21 protein-coding genes and 1 tRNA gene are annotated in these 19290 nt (G+C 64.8%); 3 read left to right on the top strand and 19 right to left on the bottom strand.

The window, feature by feature from the left end:
- Window positions 1-2 precede the first annotated feature (2 nt).
- Together WDA27_00720 and WDA27_00715 are read right to left on the bottom strand one after the other, a co-directional pair.
- Window positions 3-1691 (bottom strand): ATP-binding protein, encoded by a 1689-nt coding sequence (locus WDA27_00720; GenBank protein MFA5889469.1) that lies wholly within the window; start codon window positions 1689-1691, stop codon window positions 3-5.
- Window positions 1673-2647: a DNA double-strand break repair nuclease NurA gene (locus WDA27_00715; GenBank protein ID MFA5889468.1), complete on the bottom strand. Its 975-nt coding sequence runs from the start codon at window positions 2645-2647 to the stop codon at window positions 1673-1675. Before WDA27_00715 ends, WDA27_00720 begins: the two co-directional genes overlap by 19 nt.
- Before the next feature lie 96 nt (window positions 2648-2743).
- Here WDA27_00715 and WDA27_00710 point away from each other — a divergent pair, with 96 nt between their 5' ends.
- From WDA27_00710 to WDA27_00700, 3 genes are read left to right on the top strand one after another with little or no spacing between them, the layout of a single operon-like run.
- Window positions 2744-2998: a DUF4193 family protein gene (locus tag WDA27_00710; GenBank protein ID MFA5889467.1), complete on the top strand. Its 255-nt coding sequence runs from the start codon at window positions 2744-2746 to the stop codon at window positions 2996-2998.
- A 13-nt stretch (window positions 2999-3011) separates the two neighbouring features.
- On the top strand, window positions 3012-4520 hold the full coding sequence (lnt, locus tag WDA27_00705; GenBank protein MFA5889466.1) for an apolipoprotein N-acyltransferase: 1509 nt from the start codon (window positions 3012-3014) through the stop codon (window positions 4518-4520).
- Window positions 4517-5266 carry a polyprenol monophosphomannose synthase gene (locus tag WDA27_00700; protein ID MFA5889465.1) on the top strand — a complete coding sequence of 250 codons (750 nt, stop codon included), beginning with the start codon at window positions 4517-4519 and terminating at the stop codon, window positions 5264-5266. The genes lnt and WDA27_00700 overlap by 4 nt, the downstream gene beginning before the upstream one ends.
- Before the next feature lie 89 nt (window positions 5267-5355).
- Here WDA27_00700 and gcvPB read toward each other — a convergent pair whose 3' ends face one another.
- From gcvPB to cmk, 17 genes are all read right to left on the bottom strand, one after another.
- Entirely contained in the window at window positions 5356-6834 is a 1479-nt protein-coding gene (gcvPB, locus tag WDA27_00695) for an aminomethyl-transferring glycine dehydrogenase subunit GcvPB (GenBank protein MFA5889464.1), read from the bottom strand.
- Between the two features lies 1 nt (window position 6835).
- A complete protein-coding gene (gene gcvPA / locus WDA27_00690; GenBank protein MFA5889463.1) occupies window positions 6836-8194 on the bottom strand; it encodes an aminomethyl-transferring glycine dehydrogenase subunit GcvPA in 1359 nt (452 codons plus the stop codon).
- A gap of 51 nt (window positions 8195-8245) precedes the next feature.
- Window positions 8246-8692, bottom strand: coding sequence for a hypothetical protein (locus WDA27_00685; GenBank protein ID MFA5889462.1), 447 nt, complete (start codon window positions 8690-8692; stop codon window positions 8246-8248).
- A complete protein-coding gene (locus tag WDA27_00680; protein MFA5889461.1) occupies window positions 8613-9107 on the bottom strand; it encodes a MerR family transcriptional regulator in 495 nt (164 codons plus the stop codon). Before WDA27_00680 ends, WDA27_00685 begins: the two co-directional genes overlap by 80 nt.
- A 109-nt stretch (window positions 9108-9216) precedes the next feature.
- Entirely contained in the window at window positions 9217-9708 is a 492-nt protein-coding gene (locus WDA27_00675) for a bifunctional nuclease family protein (GenBank protein ID MFA5889460.1), read from the bottom strand.
- Between the two features lie 50 nt (window positions 9709-9758).
- Window positions 9759-10349: a hypoxanthine phosphoribosyltransferase gene (gene hpt, locus WDA27_00670; GenBank protein ID MFA5889459.1), complete on the bottom strand. Its 591-nt coding sequence runs from the start codon at window positions 10347-10349 to the stop codon at window positions 9759-9761.
- Complete coding sequence (locus WDA27_00665) at window positions 10350-11114, bottom strand: MerR family transcriptional regulator (GenBank protein ID MFA5889458.1); 765 nt, start codon at window positions 11112-11114, stop codon at window positions 10350-10352. It abuts the gene before it with no gap.
- Window positions 11114-11560, bottom strand: coding sequence for an FHA domain-containing protein (locus tag WDA27_00660; protein ID MFA5889457.1), 447 nt, complete (start codon window positions 11558-11560; stop codon window positions 11114-11116). Before WDA27_00660 ends, WDA27_00665 begins: the two co-directional genes overlap by 1 nt.
- Window positions 11561-11659: 99 nt before the next feature.
- Window positions 11660-12049, bottom strand: coding sequence for a glycine cleavage system protein GcvH (gene gcvH, locus WDA27_00655; protein MFA5889456.1), 390 nt, complete (start codon window positions 12047-12049; stop codon window positions 11660-11662).
- A gap of 2 nt (window positions 12050-12051) precedes the next feature.
- The gene (locus WDA27_00650; GenBank protein MFA5889455.1) at window positions 12052-12792 is read right to left on the bottom strand and encodes a DUF881 domain-containing protein; all 741 of its coding nucleotides are present in this window, start codon (window positions 12790-12792) and stop codon (window positions 12052-12054) included.
- Window positions 12789-13118 carry a small basic family protein gene (locus WDA27_00645; GenBank protein MFA5889454.1) on the bottom strand — a complete coding sequence of 110 codons (330 nt, stop codon included), beginning with the start codon at window positions 13116-13118 and terminating at the stop codon, window positions 12789-12791. Before WDA27_00645 ends, WDA27_00650 begins: the two co-directional genes overlap by 4 nt.
- Window positions 13119-13131: 13 nt before the next feature.
- Window positions 13132-13845: a DUF881 domain-containing protein gene (locus WDA27_00640; protein ID MFA5889453.1), complete on the bottom strand. Its 714-nt coding sequence runs from the start codon at window positions 13843-13845 to the stop codon at window positions 13132-13134.
- The gene (locus tag WDA27_00635) at window positions 13842-16334 is read right to left on the bottom strand and encodes a sugar phosphate nucleotidyltransferase (GenBank protein ID MFA5889452.1); all 2493 of its coding nucleotides are present in this window, start codon (window positions 16332-16334) and stop codon (window positions 13842-13844) included. Before WDA27_00635 ends, WDA27_00640 begins: the two co-directional genes overlap by 4 nt.
- A gap of 49 nt (window positions 16335-16383) precedes the next feature.
- On the bottom strand, window positions 16384-16986 hold the full coding sequence (locus WDA27_00630; GenBank protein MFA5889451.1) for a CDP-alcohol phosphatidyltransferase family protein: 603 nt from the start codon (window positions 16984-16986) through the stop codon (window positions 16384-16386).
- Window positions 16987-17038: 52 nt separating this feature from the next.
- Window positions 17039-17116, bottom strand: a tRNA-Pro gene (locus WDA27_00625).
- 47 nt (window positions 17117-17163) lie between these two features.
- Window positions 17164-18483 (bottom strand): ribosome biogenesis GTPase Der, encoded by a 1320-nt coding sequence (gene der, locus WDA27_00620; GenBank protein MFA5889450.1) that lies wholly within the window; start codon window positions 18481-18483, stop codon window positions 17164-17166.
- Window positions 18480-19235, bottom strand: coding sequence for a (d)CMP kinase (gene cmk, locus WDA27_00615; protein MFA5889449.1), 756 nt, complete (start codon window positions 19233-19235; stop codon window positions 18480-18482). The genes der and cmk overlap by 4 nt, the downstream gene beginning before the upstream one ends.
- Window positions 19236-19290 lie beyond the last annotated feature (55 nt).

Raw genomic sequence — 19290 nt, 5'->3', positions numbered from 1 at the left:
CGCTAGTCCTCGTCGAAGCGCGCGAAGGGGTCCCCGTCGGGCGCCATCGCTTCGTCGGCGCGCGTTGCCCAGCTGGGGAAGGGAAAGCGCAGTTGAATGGGAATGGGGATCTGTGGCTGCTGCAAGATCATAGAACCGGGCTTGAGGATCCCGGCGCGCGCGCGCGTGACGGCGGGCAGAAACCCGTATTCGCCGCGCTGAGCCTCAGCCGTGTCCAGTCGCCCGACGACGCGAAACGCCGAGTTGGAGACGACCCGGCGCTCGACTTCGCTTGCGGTCTGCTGCGCGCCTACGAGAACGATTCCAAGCGAACGGCCTCGCTCCGCGACGTCGAGCAGGACCTCCTTGATTGGGCTCCATCCGTCGCGCGGGGCGTAACGATTCAACTCGTCCAGAACGAGGAAGGTCAGCGGCAGGCGCGTGCCCATCCGCTCCTTGTGTTCGAACAACCGGCGCACGACGACGCCGGTGACAAAGCGTTTCGCCCGGTCGTGGAGGTTGTGGATGTCGACGACGGTGACTTGACTGGAATCCCAGTCGATCGTGTGCCCAGCCGCATCGGCCGCCTCGCGACCGCGGATGAGATGCCCGATACGACGCCGACCGGCGTCGAGACGCCTCTGAAACGCTGCGATCGTTCCGTCGGCGATACGTCCGCGCCAGTGCGAACTCTCATCGTCAAGGGTGTCCTGGATCAAGGCACACAGACGATCGAAGGTGTCGATCGGCTCTCCCGAGAAGCGCAAGATCGCGGAGTTGGCGGGGTCGTCTTCGCACTCGAGATCCAGGTGGTGCTCGACGCGCGCCACTAGGTCGGCGATCTGCGATCGATCGTCCTCGGCCTCGGCAAACATGAAGCGCAGGAAACGCTCACGGACGAACTCCCGCACCGTCCAGAAATACGCTCGGATCCCGTCAGCGCGGCCCTCGACGTGAGGCATGATCTCGTCGCCGGCACCCACGCGCGGCGGAGCCCACAACCCCACGCTCTCGAACGGCCCGACCGGCAAGCCGAGGCGCTCGTATTCGGCATGGGCTTCTTGCGGAAGTCGGGCATTCGGGCGGTCGAGCCAGAGCAGATCTTCGCCCTTGACGTTGAACACGATCGCCTTCGTGTTCGCCGCGTGACCCCCGAGCACGTTGGAATGAAAGAGCCCGTACAACAAGAACAGTGCGTACGTCGTCTTGGTTGCGATCCCGGAGATCCCTGAGATGTTCACGTGAGCGCCGCGGGTTCCGTCGAGGAAGTCGAGGTCCATGTACACAGGCTCACCGTCCCGCGACAGACCCGCCGGCAGTCGGCGCTCCATCTTGTCGAACGAGAGCACCTCGTCGCGGTCCTTTCCGCGCGCGCGCGATGCCTGCAATCCCGGCATCGGAGGGATGAAGACCTCCGGCTCGAACCGGGTCGCGATCACGTTGGCGGCGACCGCGATTTCGGCCGGAAGCACGCCCTCGTTGATTGCGAAGACGTCCGAATCAAACGCGACGCCCTCGTGGCGCGCGCGCACTTCCTGGACGATGCCCGATATCCGCAGCGGACCGCGCCCGGGGACTTCGGTGTCCACGATCACCGGGTCGTCGAGCTGCAGATAGGAGCCCGGAGAAACGGCGACCCAGAACGACAGGGGAGTGGCATCCTCTCGCCCGAGCACGTAGCCGACAGGCTCGCTCAGTTGGTGTTCGTCCATTCCCGATCTCCTCGAACCAGGCGCGTCGTGAGTGCGCGGCGGATCTTCAACTCGTTTCCCATACGCCGGCGCAGCCGGTCTTCCAATGCTCCGATCGGGGCGAGATTCTGTGGCGCGCGCGGGTCCGACGGCCGCCCGGCGAAGCGAGGGAGCAGTCCCGCGACGCGATCGGCCACCGCCGCCGCCGCAGAAGCTCCGGCACTCGCTTCGACCTCGCACCGAACGATGCCGGCATGCGAGTGCCAGTGTGACCGTCTTGGTACGGGGCGCGCGTACCAGGAGTAGCGCTGCAATCCGGATCCCGCGCCTCCGATCAGGAACAACGGCGTGCGCTCCCCAGGGCCCAGTCGTCCGATGAGGGGATCGCTCTCCGGCGAGAGGTAGACGCGCTCGATTCGCTTGACGACGCCCACGATCGGCACGCCTGCAGGATCGGCAAACATCAGGGGCCCATCGGCAAGAATGAGCCTGTCGGGGTGCCCCGCCAACCGGCGCGCGAGGGCAGCCTCAGCGTCCCGCATAACCTGGCGAAGCCTGGCCCACGGGGACGCGGGGTCGGAGCCCGGGACACTCACCCCGACGAAGTCCAGGCGGGCGCGGCCGATCTCCACATTCGCCCCCTCCGACTTCATCCCACCGCCCAGAACCAGGACGCGCCCGACCACATGCTCTCCGAACGAAGCCGTGTCGTCGCAGTGGACGCAACCCACGGCGAAGGATCCGAAGAGCCCGGGCGCGCGCCGAATGCCCTCCTCGGCGATCAGGCGCAGGTCCACCCGCAGTACGCCGTCGATGAAAGTCACCGAATGCCCTTCAGGTGCCGTGCCATTGATAGGTCGAGACCAATCGGCGGTCTCGACCTTCTCGTCAACGACCGCGGCGGAGGCCTCGTCGACGTCGGCCTCAAAGCCCATGCCGTACCCGGGATCCCACGGGTCGGCTCTAAGTTCCGGCATGGCGCGCACGATAACACCCGAATGTGACACCGACCCGTTGCAGCCGAGTGCGGGGTGGTGTATACAGCGGGCTGCAAACCGGAGGTGGCGAATAGCGTGGCAGACGAAGACGAAGATCTAGCAGTTGAAACGAGCTTTGAGGAGCTCGCCAAGCGCGCCGAGGGCGCGGAAGAAGAAGACGAGGACGAAGTCCTCCTTGATCTCGGGCGCGGCGACGAAACGTCCGAGAGTTTGGTTGAGAAAGTGATTCCCCCTCAACCGAACGAGTTCACGTGTCGCTCCTGCTACCTACTGAAACACCAGAGCCAGCTCGTAGACAAGAAGAAGATGCTCTGCCGGGACTGCGCCTGATTCACCCCTTGCCGTGAGCGCTAAGCCCCGATCCCTCGCAGTTCGGGTCCTAGGCGCTTCGGTTTCGGGTGTTCTGCTGAGTCTTGCTTTCCCGCCCGCCGACTACGCGTGGGTGGCGTTTGTAGCGTTAGTCCCGTTCGTCCTTGCGTTGCGTGGCGCGTCGGGGCGAACGGGCGCGCTGACAGGTCTTGCTTTCGGCGTCACGTTCTTCGGCATCCTCGTCTACTGGATCTCGTACTTCGGGTATGCGGCATGGATTGCCCTGGTCCTGCTCCAAGCCGTAGCAACGGTGCTGTTCGGTGGGCTGGCGGCTCGCCTGGGCGCGCGCTACGGGGCGGCCGGGCGCCTGATTGCTTGGCCGGTTCTGTGGTCCGGGCTCGAGCTGGCGCGTTCGCGGGTTCCCCTCGGCGGCTTCGCTTGGGGCGACATTGGGTACACCCAACACGGCGGGGGAGCAGTGTTGCATCTTGCCCGCCTCGGGGGCGTCTATCTCCTCGGACTCGCGATCGTGGTGGTGAATGTACTGGCCGCCGAGATGATCGGGACCGCTTCGACGCGTCGGCGTTTCACGCTGGCCGTTGCAGCGATCATCATCGTGATAGCGCCGGCAGCGCTTCCGCTGGGCGCCGGCGGCGCCCGGACGGGGTCATTGGACGTGGTGGCAATCCAGGGAAACGTGCCGCGAGACCGATTCACGGGGCTCGGTCGTCAAGGCAGGATCGGTCCGGAGGACTTCACAATCGTGGAGAACCATCTTCGGGAGACCCGCGCCCTGCTTTCGGCGCCGCGACCGGACCTGGTGCTCTGGCCGGAGAACTCCTTCGATCGCGACCCGCGGGAATGGCCGCAGCTCTTTGATCCGGTACTCGACCTGGCCGCAGGCATCGGAGCACCATTCCTGATCGGTGCGATCCTGGATGAGGGGGAGCACTGGACGAACTCGAATCTACTGCTTGAGCCCTCGGGGGAGATCACTCAGCGCTACGACAAGATCCATATGGTCCCGTTCGGCGAATACGTGCCTTGGACGTGGGCGCGCCGACTGGTGCCCGCTTTGGACCGCGAACTGCCGCTGGACGGGACTCCCGGCAAGAGCCCCTTTGTGTTTCAAGTCGGGGACGCTCGCCTGGGCTCACTCATCTGCTTCGAGTCCACATATCCGTCGTTGGCGCGCGCCCTCGTCCGCAACGGGGCCCGAGTCCTGGTGGTCACCACCAACAATGCATCCTTCGGGACCAGTCCCGCGGCACGCCAGCACCTCTCGATGAGCCGGATGCGCGCGGTCGAGCATGGGGTGCCGCTTGTTCAGGCGGCAATCTCGGGGATTTCGGCAATCGTGGAACCCGACGGCACAATCGTTAAGTCCGCCGGTCTGTTTACCGCGGCCTCGTTGCGTTCGGCTCTGCCGCTGTCCGACGGTCGGACCCCATACACGCGGTATGGTGCATGGATCGAGTTTTCGCTGGCCGCTCTGGCATTCGTCGTCGCGCTCGGTGCCATGCGGAAGGAAGGCGCGACGTGAAGACGTGCGTGGTGGTGCCGACCTACAACGAGGCCGCCGGTATCGGCGAAGTTGTGACGTTGGCTCGGGCATCTGCGCCGACCGCTGACCTGCTGATAGTTGACGATAACTCGCCCGACGGCACGGGGCGCATCGCCGATGCGCTCGCCGGGCAAGACGCGGCCATCCACGTCCTTCACCGTTCACGAAAGGGTGGCTTAGGGCCCGCATATATCGCCGGATTCCGCTGGGCGCTCGCGCGCGACTACGCAGCTATCGTCGAGATGGACGCCGACCTCTCGCACGACCCAGCGGACTTGCCTCGCCTTATCACTGCCACGGCCGAAGCCGATTTGGTCCTCGGATCGCGCTACGTTCCCGGGGGAGACACTCGCAACTGGAGCCCTAACCGAGTCCGGCTCTCGCGCGCCGGCAACGCATATGCGCGCGCGCTGCTGCGCCTGCCCGTCGCCGATGCGACCAGTGGGTTCCGCTGCTTCCGTCGCGAGGTGCTCGAGGCGGTGCCGCTGGACGAAATCCGCTCACACGGGTACGCCTTTCAGATCGAGATGGCCTGGCGTACGTGGCTTCTTGGGTTCCAGATTATGGAAGTTCCGATCGTATTCGTCGAACGACGCGTGGGCGCATCGAAGATGTCACGACGCATCGTTGGCGAGGCCGTCGGGTCGGTCGCACGTTGGGGCGTGAAGTGTCGCCGACCGCCATCGGCGCCACACCCGCGCAGCGTCGTTTCGTCAAAGGCCTGAGCCTGCGGCTCGGCAGACCCTAGCGCAGTTCGGGCTAACGCCCATAATAGACGTTACGTAAACTAGATTACTGTGAGCGCACGAGAGCACTACTCCGCGGGCGGATACCACCTGGCGTGAAGGTCCCGTGCTGCGCGCGCTTCGTCGGGGCGCGACACCGGAGCGCTGATCGGCGCGTCGTGCAAGAGTCCCGGATGCTCGTCGATCTCGCGGTCGACCGCGCGCATGGCCTCGACGAAGGCGTCCAGCGTCTCGATCGACTCCGTCTCGGTCGGTTCCAACATCATTGCTTCATCCACGATTAGCGGGAAGTACACCGTCGGCGGGTGGTAGCCGTAGTCGATCAGGCGCTTGGCGATGTCCATGGCGCGCGCGCCGCGAGCCTTCTGCCGGCGCGCGGTCAAGACAAACTCGTGCATCGGCTGTCCGGGGAACGCATGTTCGAATACGTCTCCCAAGCGAGCGGCGAGGTAGTTGGCGTTCAGAACGGCTCGCTCCGACACATGGCGCAGCCCCTCGGCCCCCAGGGCGCGCGCGTAGACCGCCGCCCGCAGCAGAATCCCGAAGTTCCCCCAAAACGAAACGAGTGAACCGATTGACCGCGAATCGCCTGCGTCCCAGCGGAACGTGCCCGTCGCAGGGTCGAGAACTGCGCGCGGAGACGGCAGGAACGGAACGACCCTCGGCGAGACGCCCACGGGTCCCGCACCTGGTCCTCCCCCGCCGTGCGGGGTCGCAAACGTCTTGTGCAAGTTCATATGCACGATGTCGAAGCCCATGTCTCCGGGACGGCAGTGCCCGATGATCGCGTTGAAGTTCGCTCCGTCGTAGTACAGCAACCCGCCGACGGAGTGGATCAGGCCGGCAATCCGCTCGATGTTCTCCTCGAAGAGTCCAAGGGTGTTGGGGTTGGTGATCATGAGCCCCGCTACGTCGGGCCCGATCAGCTTCTCCAGAGCGTCGATGTCGACGAGCCCGCGGGCGTCGGAGGGCACTTCGCTAACCTCGAAGCCGGCAAGGCGTACGCTCGCCGGGTTGGTGCCGTGGGCCGAGTCGGGAATGATCACCCGCGTGCGTCGCTCACCGTTGGCTTGGTGGTACGCCCGCATCATCAGCAAGCCGGCCAGCTCACCGTGCGCGCCGGCTGCAGGCTGAAACGTCACTGCCGCCATGCCCGTGATCTCGCACAGCGTGCGTTCGAGATCCACGAGTAGTTCAAGCGCGCCTTGGACTTGGCTCTCAGGCTGAAGCGGGTGCAGCGCCCGGAATCCAGCCAAAGCCGCAGCTTCTTCCGCCATTTTGGGGTTGTGCTTCATCGTGCACGAGCCGAGTGGGTAGAACCCAAGATCGATTCCGTAGTTGCGTTGCGACAGGCGCGTGTAGTGGCGAACAAGATCACCTTCAGCGACTTCCGGCAACACGGGGGCGACCCGGCGTCGCAGCCCTTCAGGGATTGCGTGCAGCGGAGCCGGCGGTACGTCCAGAGCCGGCATCGAGCTTGCCCGGCGCCCGGGACGGGACAGTTCGAATACGAGCTTCTCGGCGATAGCGCCCAGGGCTTCAGCCATCTCAGGCCACCTCCTTGCAGGCCCGGGCAACCGCCTCGGCGAGCCCGTCGATGTCGGCGCGCGAACGCTTCTCGGTTACGGCCACCAGCAGCGCATCGTCGAGGCCGCAGCCCGGCATCACTTGCGCCAGCGGAACGCCGGCGAGGAACCCATCCTCAGCCGCGCGCGCGCACACCGCCACGGGATCTACGGGAAGTCGCACGGCGAACTCCTTGAAAATCGGCCCGGAGAACACCGGCGTCGCGCCGGCAATCTCCACCAGGCGCGCGCGCGCATAGGAAGCGCGGGCCAGGCACTGCTCCCCCATCTCGCGAAGGCCCTGAGGTCCGAGCCAGGCCAGCGTCACGGCGACGGCGAGCGCGTTTAACGTCTGGTTGGTGCAGATGTTGCTCGTTGCCTTCTCGCGACGAATGTGTTGCTCGCGCGCTTGCAGTGTGAGCACGAAGGCGCGCCGTCCGAGACGATCGAGGGTCTCCCCCACGATCCGCCCCGGCATTCGCCGGACGTCGGCGCGGCGACACGCGATCACCCCAACGTAGGGACCGCCGAACGAGAGGTGGTTTCCAAGAGGCTGCCCCTCGGCAATCACGACATCCGCGCCCAGTTTCCCCGGCGCTTCCAGGATCCCGGCGGACGTCAGGTCGAAGTGCACGACGAACTTCGCTCCGGCCTGGTGTGCGATCTCGGCGAGCATCGCAACATCCTCCAGGCATCCGAAGAAGTTCGGCTGCTGAACGACGACTGCCGCCGCATCCTCTGCGGCCGCGCGCACGGCGTCCGGCGACGCGGTGCCGTCAAGACCCCATGCCACGTTTCGGATCTCAATCTCAAGCCCGGCGCCCTGAGTCGCAAGCACGCGCGCGTAAGCGGGATTCATCGCTCCCGCCACAACCACGGCGCGGCGACCGGTCGCTCCCTGCGCGAGGTTCACAGCCTCTGTGAGCGCCCCGGCGCCGTCGTAAAGACTGGCGTTGGAGACGTCCATCCCGGTCAACTCGCAAACCATGGTTTGGTACTCGAACAATGCCTGCAGTACGCCTTGCGACAGCTCAGGCTGATATGGCGTATACGAGGTTGCGAACTCCCCTCGCGACAGCAGCGGCCACACGATCGAGGGGATGTGGTGATCGTAGGCGCCTGCCCCCATGAAGCAGACCAGATCCTCAACTGAGCGATTCCGACCGGCCAGCGCCGAAAGGTCCCGCAGGACCTCCATTTCGCACTTCCCAGAGGAAATGTTCAGCGGCCGATCAAGGCGGATCGCCTCGGGAATGACGCGAAACAAGTCGTCGACGGACGAGATCCCGAGCACGCCGAGCATGGCGCCGAGGTCGTCGTCGGTATGCGGAGCGAATTCCAACAGGTCCCTCCCTCGCGGGCGCGCCGAGGAAAGCCGGCGCGGGACGCCATCCTACTTCTTGCGGTTCAGCCCGTACTTCTCGAGCAGCGCGACGTAATCGCGTTGGTAGAAGATCTTGACGCTGACTTCCGGGTATAGCTCCCGCAAGCGACGGACTTTTCTGTTCTTCTTGGTGACCAGGCGTTGCGCCATGGTCGTCACTTCAATGTAGACGTCGAACTGCGGGAGGTAGAAGTCCGGCGTGAAGCGTCGAGTGACGTTGCCCTCGTCGTCCCACTCGATATCGAACGAACGAGGCTCGTAATCCCAATCGATCTGGTAGAAGTCGAGCAGTCGCGCATATTGCCGTTCGCTCTGGTGAGCGAAGTCGGCGAGATCGCTCGGAAGGACGTCGTCGCCGGAGCGAGATGCCGCGGCGTCAGCCGCGGGACGCTCCCGGCGCGGTGTCGCCGGACTGCTCGCCTTCGGTGCCCTCGGGCGGCTTTCTGAACTCGGCAATCGACCCCTGAAGCTCCTCGTAGACCTTGCCGACCGCGATGGCAAACACAGCTTGTCCGCCGGCCAGCAGGTCGATGATCTCGTCCGGAGACGTGCGCGCATAGATCGTGCCGCCGTCGGAGATCAAAAAGACATCCTGTAACGGCCGCCTCAACTCGTCACGCACGTAATCCAGCGCCTTGCGGATCTGCTGGAGGCTCACGCCCGTCACCAGCAGTTTGTTGATGAGCTTGAGTCTGACGACGTCGGAGAAGCTGTACAGGCGCTGGCTCCCCGAGCCGGCGGCGTCCTGCAGGCTCGGAACCACGATTCCCTGTCGCGCCCAGTAGTCGAGCTGACGATAGGTAATCGCGGCTAATTTCGCGGCCTTCGGCCCTCGAAATCCGTGCTCGACACTCGAAGCTGCTTTGCTCATCGCGCCTCCGGCGACCGGTATCACAAACCGGTAATTACGAGAATGTCACGCTAGTCCCGGAACCGGGCCGATGTCAACGAGCGACAGCGATTTCGGCGATCTTGGTCGATCAGGGAGCGAAGTCCTCCGGAGTCACCGATTCAATGAACTCGCGGAACTTCGCGACCTCCTGCTCCTCATCGTCGTCCTTGATGAGGATTCCGGCCTCGTCGAGCACCTCAGGGGCTGCGAACAGCGGGATTGAACCCCGGACGGCCAGCGCGATCGCGTCCGACGGCCTGCTGGAGATCGAAAACGTTTCACCGTTACGCGTCATCTCGATGTTCGCGTAGAAAGTTGTGTCGCGGAGTTCGACGATGACGATTCGATCGACGACGACTCCGGTGGTCTCGATAATCGACTTCAGCAAGTCGTGCGTCATCGGGCGTTGGGTCACGATTCCCTGCAGGGCGAAAGCAATGGCCGTGGCCTCTACCGGTCCGATCCAGATCGGAAGGAATCTCTCTCCGGTGCGCTCGCGCAGCAACACGATCGGCTGGTTCGTCGGCAACTCGACACGAACCCCGACCAGCTGCATTTCGATGACGTTGGACTCGTCCATGCGCGCAGCCTAACACCAGGAATCAGAGCCGAACAACGCCGAGGGTGACGTCAGTTTCCCGACGCGGATCTTTCGTTGCGCGCGCGGCTTACCGCGTTCGAGTCCTCCAACGCCGCGACGTCGCGAACACCCAAGACCTCACGCAAATTTCGGTACCGGCCTCGGAAGTCCAGTCCGTACCCAATGACGAACTCGTCGGGGATGTCGAAACCCTTGTATCGGATCGGCACGTCGATGATGCGGCGCGCGCTCTTGTCCAGCAGGCCGCAAACCTCGAGGCTTGCAGGACCGCGCGCGCGCAGTGTCGCCAGCAGGTAGGTCAGCGTGAGCCCGGTGTCGATGATGTCCTCAACGAGGATGACGTCCTGCCCTGCGATTGCCTCGTCCAGATCCTTCAGGATGCGAACGACGCCCGATTTGGACTGCCCGTCGCCGTAGGCCGAAATCGACATGAAGTCGACGCGTGCGGGAAGTTCAATCGCCCGAATCAAGTCGGCGACGAACACCAGGGCCCCCTTGAGGACACCGATCAGGATCGGACTGCGCCCCGCGTAGTCATGGCTGATCTCTTCACCGATCTCGCGCACACGCCCTTGGATCTCGTCCGCGGTAAGCAGCAGGTGAACGGGGTCCGCCGACACTCAGGCTTCCTCATCCAGGGTCGGACGCAAACTCTGGCTCACGTACGCCTGATGCAACGATCGCGAGAGTTTCGTCAGCTCAACCAGGCGTCCGCGCGCCTGATCTCGAGCCTCAGGGCGACGGTTCCGCAGTGCCGGAACCACGAGTTGTTCGAACAGGTTCGCCTCCTGCTCGGCAAAGCGGCGAAGGGTTCGCAAATGCCGAGCCTCCAGGCCCAGTCGCAGGAAGTCCCGCGCGATGCGAGCAACCTCCAAATCGTCACCGTCGAAATAGGTCGCACCGTTCGCCTGGTGTTCGCAAAGCACGCCGAACTCTCGCAGCGACTGTACGTCCTTCACGTCGAGTCCGCTGGCGGTCGCCAGGTCGCTCTGAGTGAGGTGGACTGCGGGCGGCGGACGCAACAGATCCACAGCCTCGGCGGGCGGCGGGCGATTGGAGTCGTCGGGCACGTACGCCGACTCACGCCGCACTGAGGCCACGGCGGAGCCATCTTCAGGCGGCATCAGGCCGGCGTCGAGGGCGGCGAGCCTTTCGCGGATCACTTTGAGGGGAAGGAAGGAGTCGCGCTGCATCGTCAAGATGATGCGCAAGCGCTCGACATCCGCGGGCCCGAACTTGCGGTACCCCGACGGCGTTCGCTCGGGCCGAACCAGCCCCTCCCCCTCCAAGAATCGGATCTTCGAGACGCTGACGTCGGGGAAGTCGGACTTCAGGGCAGCCAAGACCTCCCCGATGCTGACGTGCGCGCGACTGGAAGACGTCATTAAGCTCCGAAGAAAACGAGTTTGAACTTGCCGATCTGCAATTCGTCCCCGCTCGCTAGCTGGGCGACGTCGACCCGCTCCCGATTGACGTAGGTTCCGTTCAGGCTCCCTGCGTCTTTAAGCGTGAAGGTGTCGCCTTCGCGGAGAAACTCGGCGTGTTGGCGGGAGACGGTGATGTCGTTGAGGAAGACGTCGCACTCCGGCGCGCGACCGGCTCTTGTCACGTCCTTGTCCAGGAGTACCGTGCTTCCCGCGGTCGGCCCCGTTCGGATGACGAGTAAAGCCTGACCGGGACCGAGTTCGTCGAGCGATGGAGGTGCCTCTTCCTGCACTGCGTCAAGGGAAATCGCGAGAGTCTGCTCTTCGGGTCGTTGCTGCGCCTCACCGCACGCACCGCAAAACCCGGCTTCATCTGGATTTCTGTGACCGCATCTCGTGCAGTACATATAGGACCCCCTGCGCCGGCAGTATGAGCTTATACCACAGGATGAGGGATCTGAACCAACCCCACGGATCGCTCTAGGCCCGTCTGCCTGCGGATTCGGCTATTCGGCGCTCTGAGCCTCCACGAAGGCTTGATAGTCAGACGCCGTCAGTAGATTCTCCAACTCGCTGGGGTCGGCCAGCTCGATCGTCACAATCCAGCCCCTGCCGTAGGGATCTTGGTTGACAAGTTCCGGCGCGTCCTCCAGGTCGGTGTTTCGCTCCGCGACGGTGCCGGTCACCGGCGAGAACAGATCCGAGACCGACTTGGTTGACTCGACCTCGCCGAACGGCTGACCGGCGCCCACCGACGTCCCCGGCCCCGGGATATCGACGTAGACGATGTCGCCGAGGGAATCCTGAGCGAAGTGGGTAATCCCCACCCGCACGGAGTCGCCGTCTCGACGCGCCCATTCGTGTTCTCTCGTGTATCTAAGATCTTCGGGGTACATCCTCACCTCCGGGCGCGTGGCTGCGCATATGTGAATGCTGGGGTAGTGCTGGTCGAAAGGATACTGACAGAACTCGATCGCAGGATGCGAACAGAGGCCCCGGCTCGCGCGGTCAGGGAGTCCTGGAATCCCCCCGGAATCCGCATCGCCTCCGCCAGGGTGGCGGAGGCTCCTACCGCACGCACAACGTAGGGCGGCGTGAGCGATCTGCTCCCGACGGTGATTTCGCCCGGATTCCCGGCGAAGGATGTCGCTGCCACAACTCGCACCATTCCCACCTCGATGGCTTCCGCACCTGCGTCGCGCAACTCCTGCACTGCATCCAACAGGACCTCCGGGCCGACCGTGCCCTGCGGATCCTCGACCGTCATCACGATTCCCGGCCCCTTGACTGCAGCGATTCCCAGCATCACGCGTAGGGCGTTCATGCGAGCCGTCGCCTCGTCGAGGAGCGCCCTGCGCTGCTCCGCCGAACCCGACACGTCCGCGAGACGAACACGCAGGTTCAGAATCTCCTCCTCAAGCAAATCGTTGCGAGTCGTTAGCTGGGCCAGGATCTGCCCGAGGTCGGATTCCCGCTCGATCTTGAGCCTCTCTGGAAGGTCCTGCTGCGCGCGAAGCTGTGTAGCCAGTAAGAAGCCAAGGATAGCCACGGTGATGGCGATGACAACGTGCCCGCGCGATGCAGTCGCCCCGCCGGCGGACGGTTGCCCCGGCTGGCGACCCGACCCAAGCTTGCTCATGCGTGGAAGAGGATGCGGCGCAGCGCCGCGAGGTTCTGAAAGATCCTAACCCCGAACACGACCACCACCGCGATCGACATGTCTTGGACGCCCAACCGATTTCCGGCCCATACCAGCAGCGCGGCCAGAATCGCATTCGACAGGAAGGACACCACGAACACTCGATCGTTGAATGTGCCTTCGAATCGGGCTCTTAGCCCTCCAAAAACGCTGTCCAAAGCGGCCATGACCGCCATCGGCAGATAGGGGGCGACCTCAGCCGGCACGTCGGGATGCACCACCAAACCGAGTCCGATCCCTACCAACAGCGAGACGATCACAAGCATGTCCCCTCCCGTGTCAGTCCAACTGCTTTGCGTATCGAGCCCGGACGGGTCCCCCGTAGGCGGGCACGTCGATCCGGTTGTGCCCCTGGACTTCGAAGCCGAGGCCGTAGATCTCCGCCCAACCTCGGAAACGCTCTGCCGTCGCGGAAGCCTCGAAACGTTTCCGCATAGCCGCCGGCCCGATTGCAGTAACGCGATACGGCGAGGACAGCACTCGGTAGTTCACGAGAACGGCGTCCCCGGCGTTGCGGATAGCACTGGTCGCAACAAGTCGCTGGCCGTTTACCGCGATCGCTTCAGCGCCGACGAGCCATAGCGCGTTAGCAACGGCCTGGATGTCGACGTCTTGGATGCGCGAGTCCGACGGGACGGCGGTGGCGTCTTGCGGGGCGGCGTCCGCCACAGTCACCACGATGCCGGGGCCGCTCGCCTCCGTCGTCCCTGCCAGTTCCGCCAGGCGTCGCACGCGATCCTGAAGCGGAGCCAGGCCCCGCAGCCCGGCGGCATCGGCCGCTCGGTCTATCTCCGTCTGCAACGCGGCGATCCTAGCCTCGAGCTCGACCGCGCGATGTTGTCGCGACTCGAGAATCCTCACGAGCCCTGCTCGGCGCCCTTCAAGTGCCATCGTTGCGGCACTCTGCGCGCGCCACTGAACCGTCAACGCGAAGGCTAAACCCCCGACGAGCACAGCCGGCCCGACCGAGTGCAGGATCGATCGGGTTCTCAATCCAGAGCTTCCTCGATCAGGGCAGCGTAACGGTCGACAAGAATCTCGGACGCCTCCTCATCGGTCCCCTCTGCCCAAACGTGAGTCACTGGGTCCTCCGGATCGGGAATCACCAGCGCCCACGCGCTACCGTGGTAGAGCTTCAACCCCTCGGTCTCATCGGTACGGTCCGCCCGGTGTTCCGTCGCAACCTGGCGCATGACCGTCCCCTTCCGATCCCACGCCGTCGGGAGGGCGCGGTGTACGACGTGCCCAGTCGGGAGCGCCGCGAGTCTCTGCACGACATTGGTCTCGGTCTTGGCGAGAAGCTCGTGCAGCACGCAGAAGGATGCGATCGCATCGAAGGCTGCCGCGGCATCCGGGAAGACGTACGCGCCGTGCTCGGTAGCTCCCAGCACTGCGCCGCTGTCGACTGCGGCGCGAAGCATGGCCGCCGGTGAGCGCCGCGACCGCAGAACCGACCCCCCGCGAGCTTCGACGATCTTCTCTACGGCGGATGGCGCGCTCACGGGTACGACAATCGGCCGCTCCGGGAAGACCTCGCTCGCAAGGTCCACCAGGAGCAGCATCGCCGTCCGGCGCGACACGACTCGACCGCCGGCCGCAACGAAATCCAGTGACTCCCCCGTGGTCTCCAGCAACGCGCCGATGTCCGCGCGTGATGTCCGCACCAAAGCCGACAGGTTGGCGAGGAGCTTCTCGCGGTCGGCTCGCAATATGGTGGATCGGGCCTCGTCCACATACCCGTTCACGATGAGAGTCTCGGATCCGAGGCGACCCAGCAGCCCCGGCAAAACGATGGCAGTCGGGCCGAATCCGCAGTCGACGACGCTTTTTATCCCGCCGGCTTTGATGGCATCCAAATCGAGTGCTCCCAAGAGCCTCTCTTGGTACAACTCGAGGGCGCGCGGCGGGTATCGCAACTCCCCGATTTCGTCCGGGAATGCCCGTCGAACGTCTTCGCGGAAGAACACGCGTTCAATGTCGCGCTGCGCCGGCTCTCCGATATCAGCACCGTCGGATCCGATGAAGCGGATCTCCAAAGACTGCGGATCGCCCGGGACGTTGCCGATCGCGAGACCTCCGCGCGCGCGCGACGAGCGGACCAAGAAGCGCGACACCGGAACGGGAGCGACCTCGAGGTCTTGGACGTGCACACCGGATCCGTTCAATCCGGCGATCAGAGCGCGTTTGATCGTGCGCGCCGCGCGCGAGGCGTCGCGGCTCATCACGACGCTTGCCCCGCGCTTCAGCGTCGTCGCGTAAGCCATCCCAAGTCGGACGGCGAAGTCCGGCGTAATGTCCACGTTGATCAGACCCGAAACCCCGTAATTGCCGAACAGGCTGCGGGCGCCGCGCGATTCCCAGATGATCGAGTGGGTAATGACGGCCCCTGCGTCAACACGCTTGTACGGGTACACCTTCACGTTAGGTTGGAGCACCGCGCCTTTGCCGATAACGGAGTCGTCCCCGACGACGACCCCTTCCTCGATCCGCGCGTTCGCTCGTACGTCGGCGTTGCGCCCGATGATGCAGCCGCGCAGCGTGGCGCCCGGTCCGATGTAGGCGTTGTCGTACACAATGGCTCTGTGCAAGAAGGCTCCGGCAGTAACCGAAGCGTTGTTTCCGATAACCGAGTACTCGCGTACCGTCGCGCCGGCCTCGACCTTGGCGTGCTCTCCAATCAACGCCGGACCGTCGATCCTAGCGGCCGGGTCGATGATGGCCCCCTCGCCCACCCAGACGCGGTCTGCGATCTCGAACCCGGGGATCTCAACGTGCACACGTCCCTCGAGCGCGTCCTGCTGAGCCTTACGGTAGGCCTCGACGTTGCCGACGTCGGTCCAGTACCCATCGGCCACGTATCCGTAGATCGGCGCCCCGCGCTCGAGGAGTTTCGGAAACAAGTCCTTGGAGAAGTCATAGGAAACCCCGTCGGGGATGTCGGCGAAGACCTCCGGCTCGATGACGTAGATGCCGGTGTTCACAGTGTCCGTGAAGACTTCTCCCCAACCCGGCTTCTCAAGGAAGCGCTCCACACGACCGTGCTCGTCGGTGACGACGATGCCGTACTCCAGTGGGTTCGCCTGCCTCGAGAGCACGACGGTGACGAGCGCGCGCCGTTCCTGGTGGAACGCGACAACCTTCTCGAGATCGATGTCGGTCAGCGCATCACCCGAGACGACAAGAAACGTCTCGTCGAGCGCGCCCTGAGCATTCTTCACGCTTCCCGCGGTCCCCAGGGGCGACTCCTCAGTCGCGTAAGACAATTGCACGCCGAGGTCCTCACCGGTTCCGAAGTAGTTGCGGATGAGGCTGGCCAGGAACTGAAGAGTAACGACGATGTCGGTGAACCCGTGTCGCTTGCACAGAAGAACGATGTGCTCCATGAGCGGCCGGTTGGCCAACGGCACCATCGGCTTTGGCTGGTTGCTCGTGAGTGGGCGCAGACGACTTCCGGCGCCACCCGCCATGATCACTGCTTTCATATTTTGATCCGATCTCGAACGGCAGACGCGTAGTCTATCGACCGCGACCTCAGCGACCGGTACTCTCGGCAATCGCGCGCCGGCCAGCGCGCACATACCCGACTGCCGCTAGGTAGTACATCAAAAGGCCGGGGGCCATGAACACCCAGGCCGCGCTTCGCAGAGCAATCGACGGATCCGCGATGCTCGAGATGCCCGAGGCGAGAAACAACGCGAAACCAGCGGAAACCGCGAACGAGCCGCGCTTGCCCAGTCGCGACACCGGCGGGATCTCGGCTCCGGCCGTCTTGATCAACGTCACGCCTACGAACAGCAGCGCCGCGTCGCGAACAACGACGGCCGCCACCACCCAGACCGGAGCCAGGTGGTGCGCGATGAGCACCACCGCGCCGGCCGCAAGCGCCAGTCGGTCCGAGAGCGGATCGAGGCGCACGCCGAGCTTCGATACCTGTCCGAACCGGCGAGCTATCTTCCCGTCGACGAGATCGGTCGCCATACCGACGGCAGCTAGGGTGAATGCGAGATCCATGCGCCTCGGGCCGAGCGCCAGCCACACGAAAGCCGGTACGAGCGCAAGGCGAGCGAATGTCAGTAGGTTCGGAACAGTGAGGATCGCATCGGAGGGTTCGGGCGTCGATGGTGCTGCAGTCATGCTTAGCCTCCGTCAGTCGCGGACCGCCCGGCCATGCCGGACTCGTCAGCGATGGTCGGGACGGTCGGATTCGAACCGACGACCCCCAGACCCCCAGCCTGGTGCGCTAACCAAACTGCGCCACGTCCCGTTGTCGGTGAGTATAACGCCCGAGCGCAGCGCCTCGCGCGCCGCCGACTACAGCCGCGGCTGCGGTGTCCGCGTTGCAATGCGGATCGGAGTCCCTTCGAAGCCGAAACGACCACGCAGCCGGCGCTCGACCGCACGTGTCGCACCGGCAGTCAGCCTGCCGCTGGCGAATATGACGAACTGCGGGGGCCGGGTGCGCGCCTGAGTGATGTAACGAATCCGAACCGGCCTGCCACGTTCGGTCGTACCGAGCGCCAATCCCTCGATCCCCTCGCGCAGCCACGCGTTCAGTTCTGCCGTTGCGACGCGCTGCTCCCAAGAGGCTCGCACGATTTCAACCGCCGGCGCGATCTTGGCGATCCCGCGGCCGGTCAGCGCCGATGTTCGCACGATCGGAGCCCACGACAAGAACCTGAGGGCGTCGCGAACGTCGTCCGCAACGCTGTCGGCATCCTCGCCGGCGACGTGATCCCACTTGTTTAGAACCACGACCGCTCCACAGCCGGCCTCTGAGATCACATTGGCAATCTTTTGGTCTTGCTCGGTCACTCCCTCGTCCACGTCGACCACTTGGATGGCGATGTCGGCCTCGTCGATCGCTCGCAAGCTCCGGACCAGTCCGTAGTACTCGGGACCCTTCGCGTCCTTTACTCGGCGGCGCATGCCTGCCGTGTCGATGAAGCGGTAACGCTTCCCCCCGATCTCGGCCACGGTGTCTACCGCGTCTCGCGTCGTACCGGGTAGATCGTGGACGATCGACCTCTCGTCTCCGACAAGTTGGTTGAACAGCGAGGACTTCCCTACGTTCGGCCTACCTACGAGGGCAACCGCGAGAGCGTCCCCCTCGGAATCCGGTGCCGTGGAGTCGACCTCTGAGATCCGCTCCACAACGACATCGAGCAAGTCGCCCGAGCCGCGGCCGTGAAGGGCGCTGACGGGGAATGCCGGACCGAGCGCAAGGCGGTCGAACCCGGGAACCTCATCCTCGATCTCTCGCGTGTCGACCTTGTTGGCAACCACGATGATCGGAGTCATCGTTCCTCGAAGACCGCGAGCTACCGCCAGGTCGTCCTCGGTGATCCCGGTTCGAGCGTCGACTACAACCAGGATCAGGTCGGCTTCACGAGCCGCCCGCTCGGCCTGCGCGCGCACCTTGGCCGTCAGGCCGCGAGCTCGCGGCTCCCATCCACCGGTATCGATGAGGGTGAATTCAGCGCCGGCCCAGTTGGCCGCGTATCCTCGGCGGTCGCGCGTAACTCCCGGCTCCGGGTGCTCGATAGCTTCCCGTCGCCCCAGGATCCTGTTGATCAGCGTGGACTTGCCGACGTTGGCGCGCCCGACGACCGCGACGACTGGAAGGCGACTCATCGCGATCCCTTCGTCGCAGGCGCGCGCCGGGGCTCGCGCAAGTTCGACCACGCCTTAACTAGGCGCACAATCTCAGCGATCACTTGGCGAGGGGTCTTCTCCGTCGAATCCACGATGATGGCATCGGCCGCAGGTGCAAGCGGCGAGAGCGCGCGGCCCGAATCCAGCGCGTCCCGCCGGGCGATCTCCCGCTTCAGGGTTTCGAACGAGACGTCATCGCCGGCCGCGACCATCTCTCGACGCCTGCGTCGCGCACGTTCGTCGATCGATGCGGTCAGGAACACTTTGACGGGAGCACGAGGAAACACGACGGTGCCGATGTCTCGCCCCTCGGCGACGATGTTGCCCTCGCTCAGGATCGCACGCTGCATCCGCACGAGTTCGCGCCGGACCCCGCGGTGCGCGCTAACGGCAGACACCGTGCTGCTCACCCGACGCGTTCGGATCTCTCTGCCCGCCGGGCGGTCATCCACGATCAGTCCTTCCGGACTGAACTCAACGTGCATCTGTCGAGCCAGCCGGGCGAGAGCCGGTCCGTCGGATGGGTCGATGCCGGCTTCCAGCGCCTTTGCAGTCAGGGCGCGGTACATCGCCCCAGTGTCCAGATGCGCGAGGCGAAGGGCGCGGGCCGTGCCGCGAGCGACGGTGCTCTTGCCTGCACCGGCCGGACCGTCAATAGCGATCACTAGGGCGCGCTTGACCGGCGCGCGGCGGGCGCGCGCGGCGCCAAGTGGGCTGGAGTCCGCAGTCATGGGGAGCACAGGGTACGACGGCACAGGCCGCAGGACGATTCGGCGAACCAAGAGG

It is taken from the genome of Actinomycetota bacterium, assembly GCA_041658565.1.
Lineage (GTDB): Bacteria > Actinomycetota > AC-67 > AC-67 > AC-67 > JBAZZY01.
This window is presented reverse-complemented; position numbering and strand designations above follow the sequence as displayed.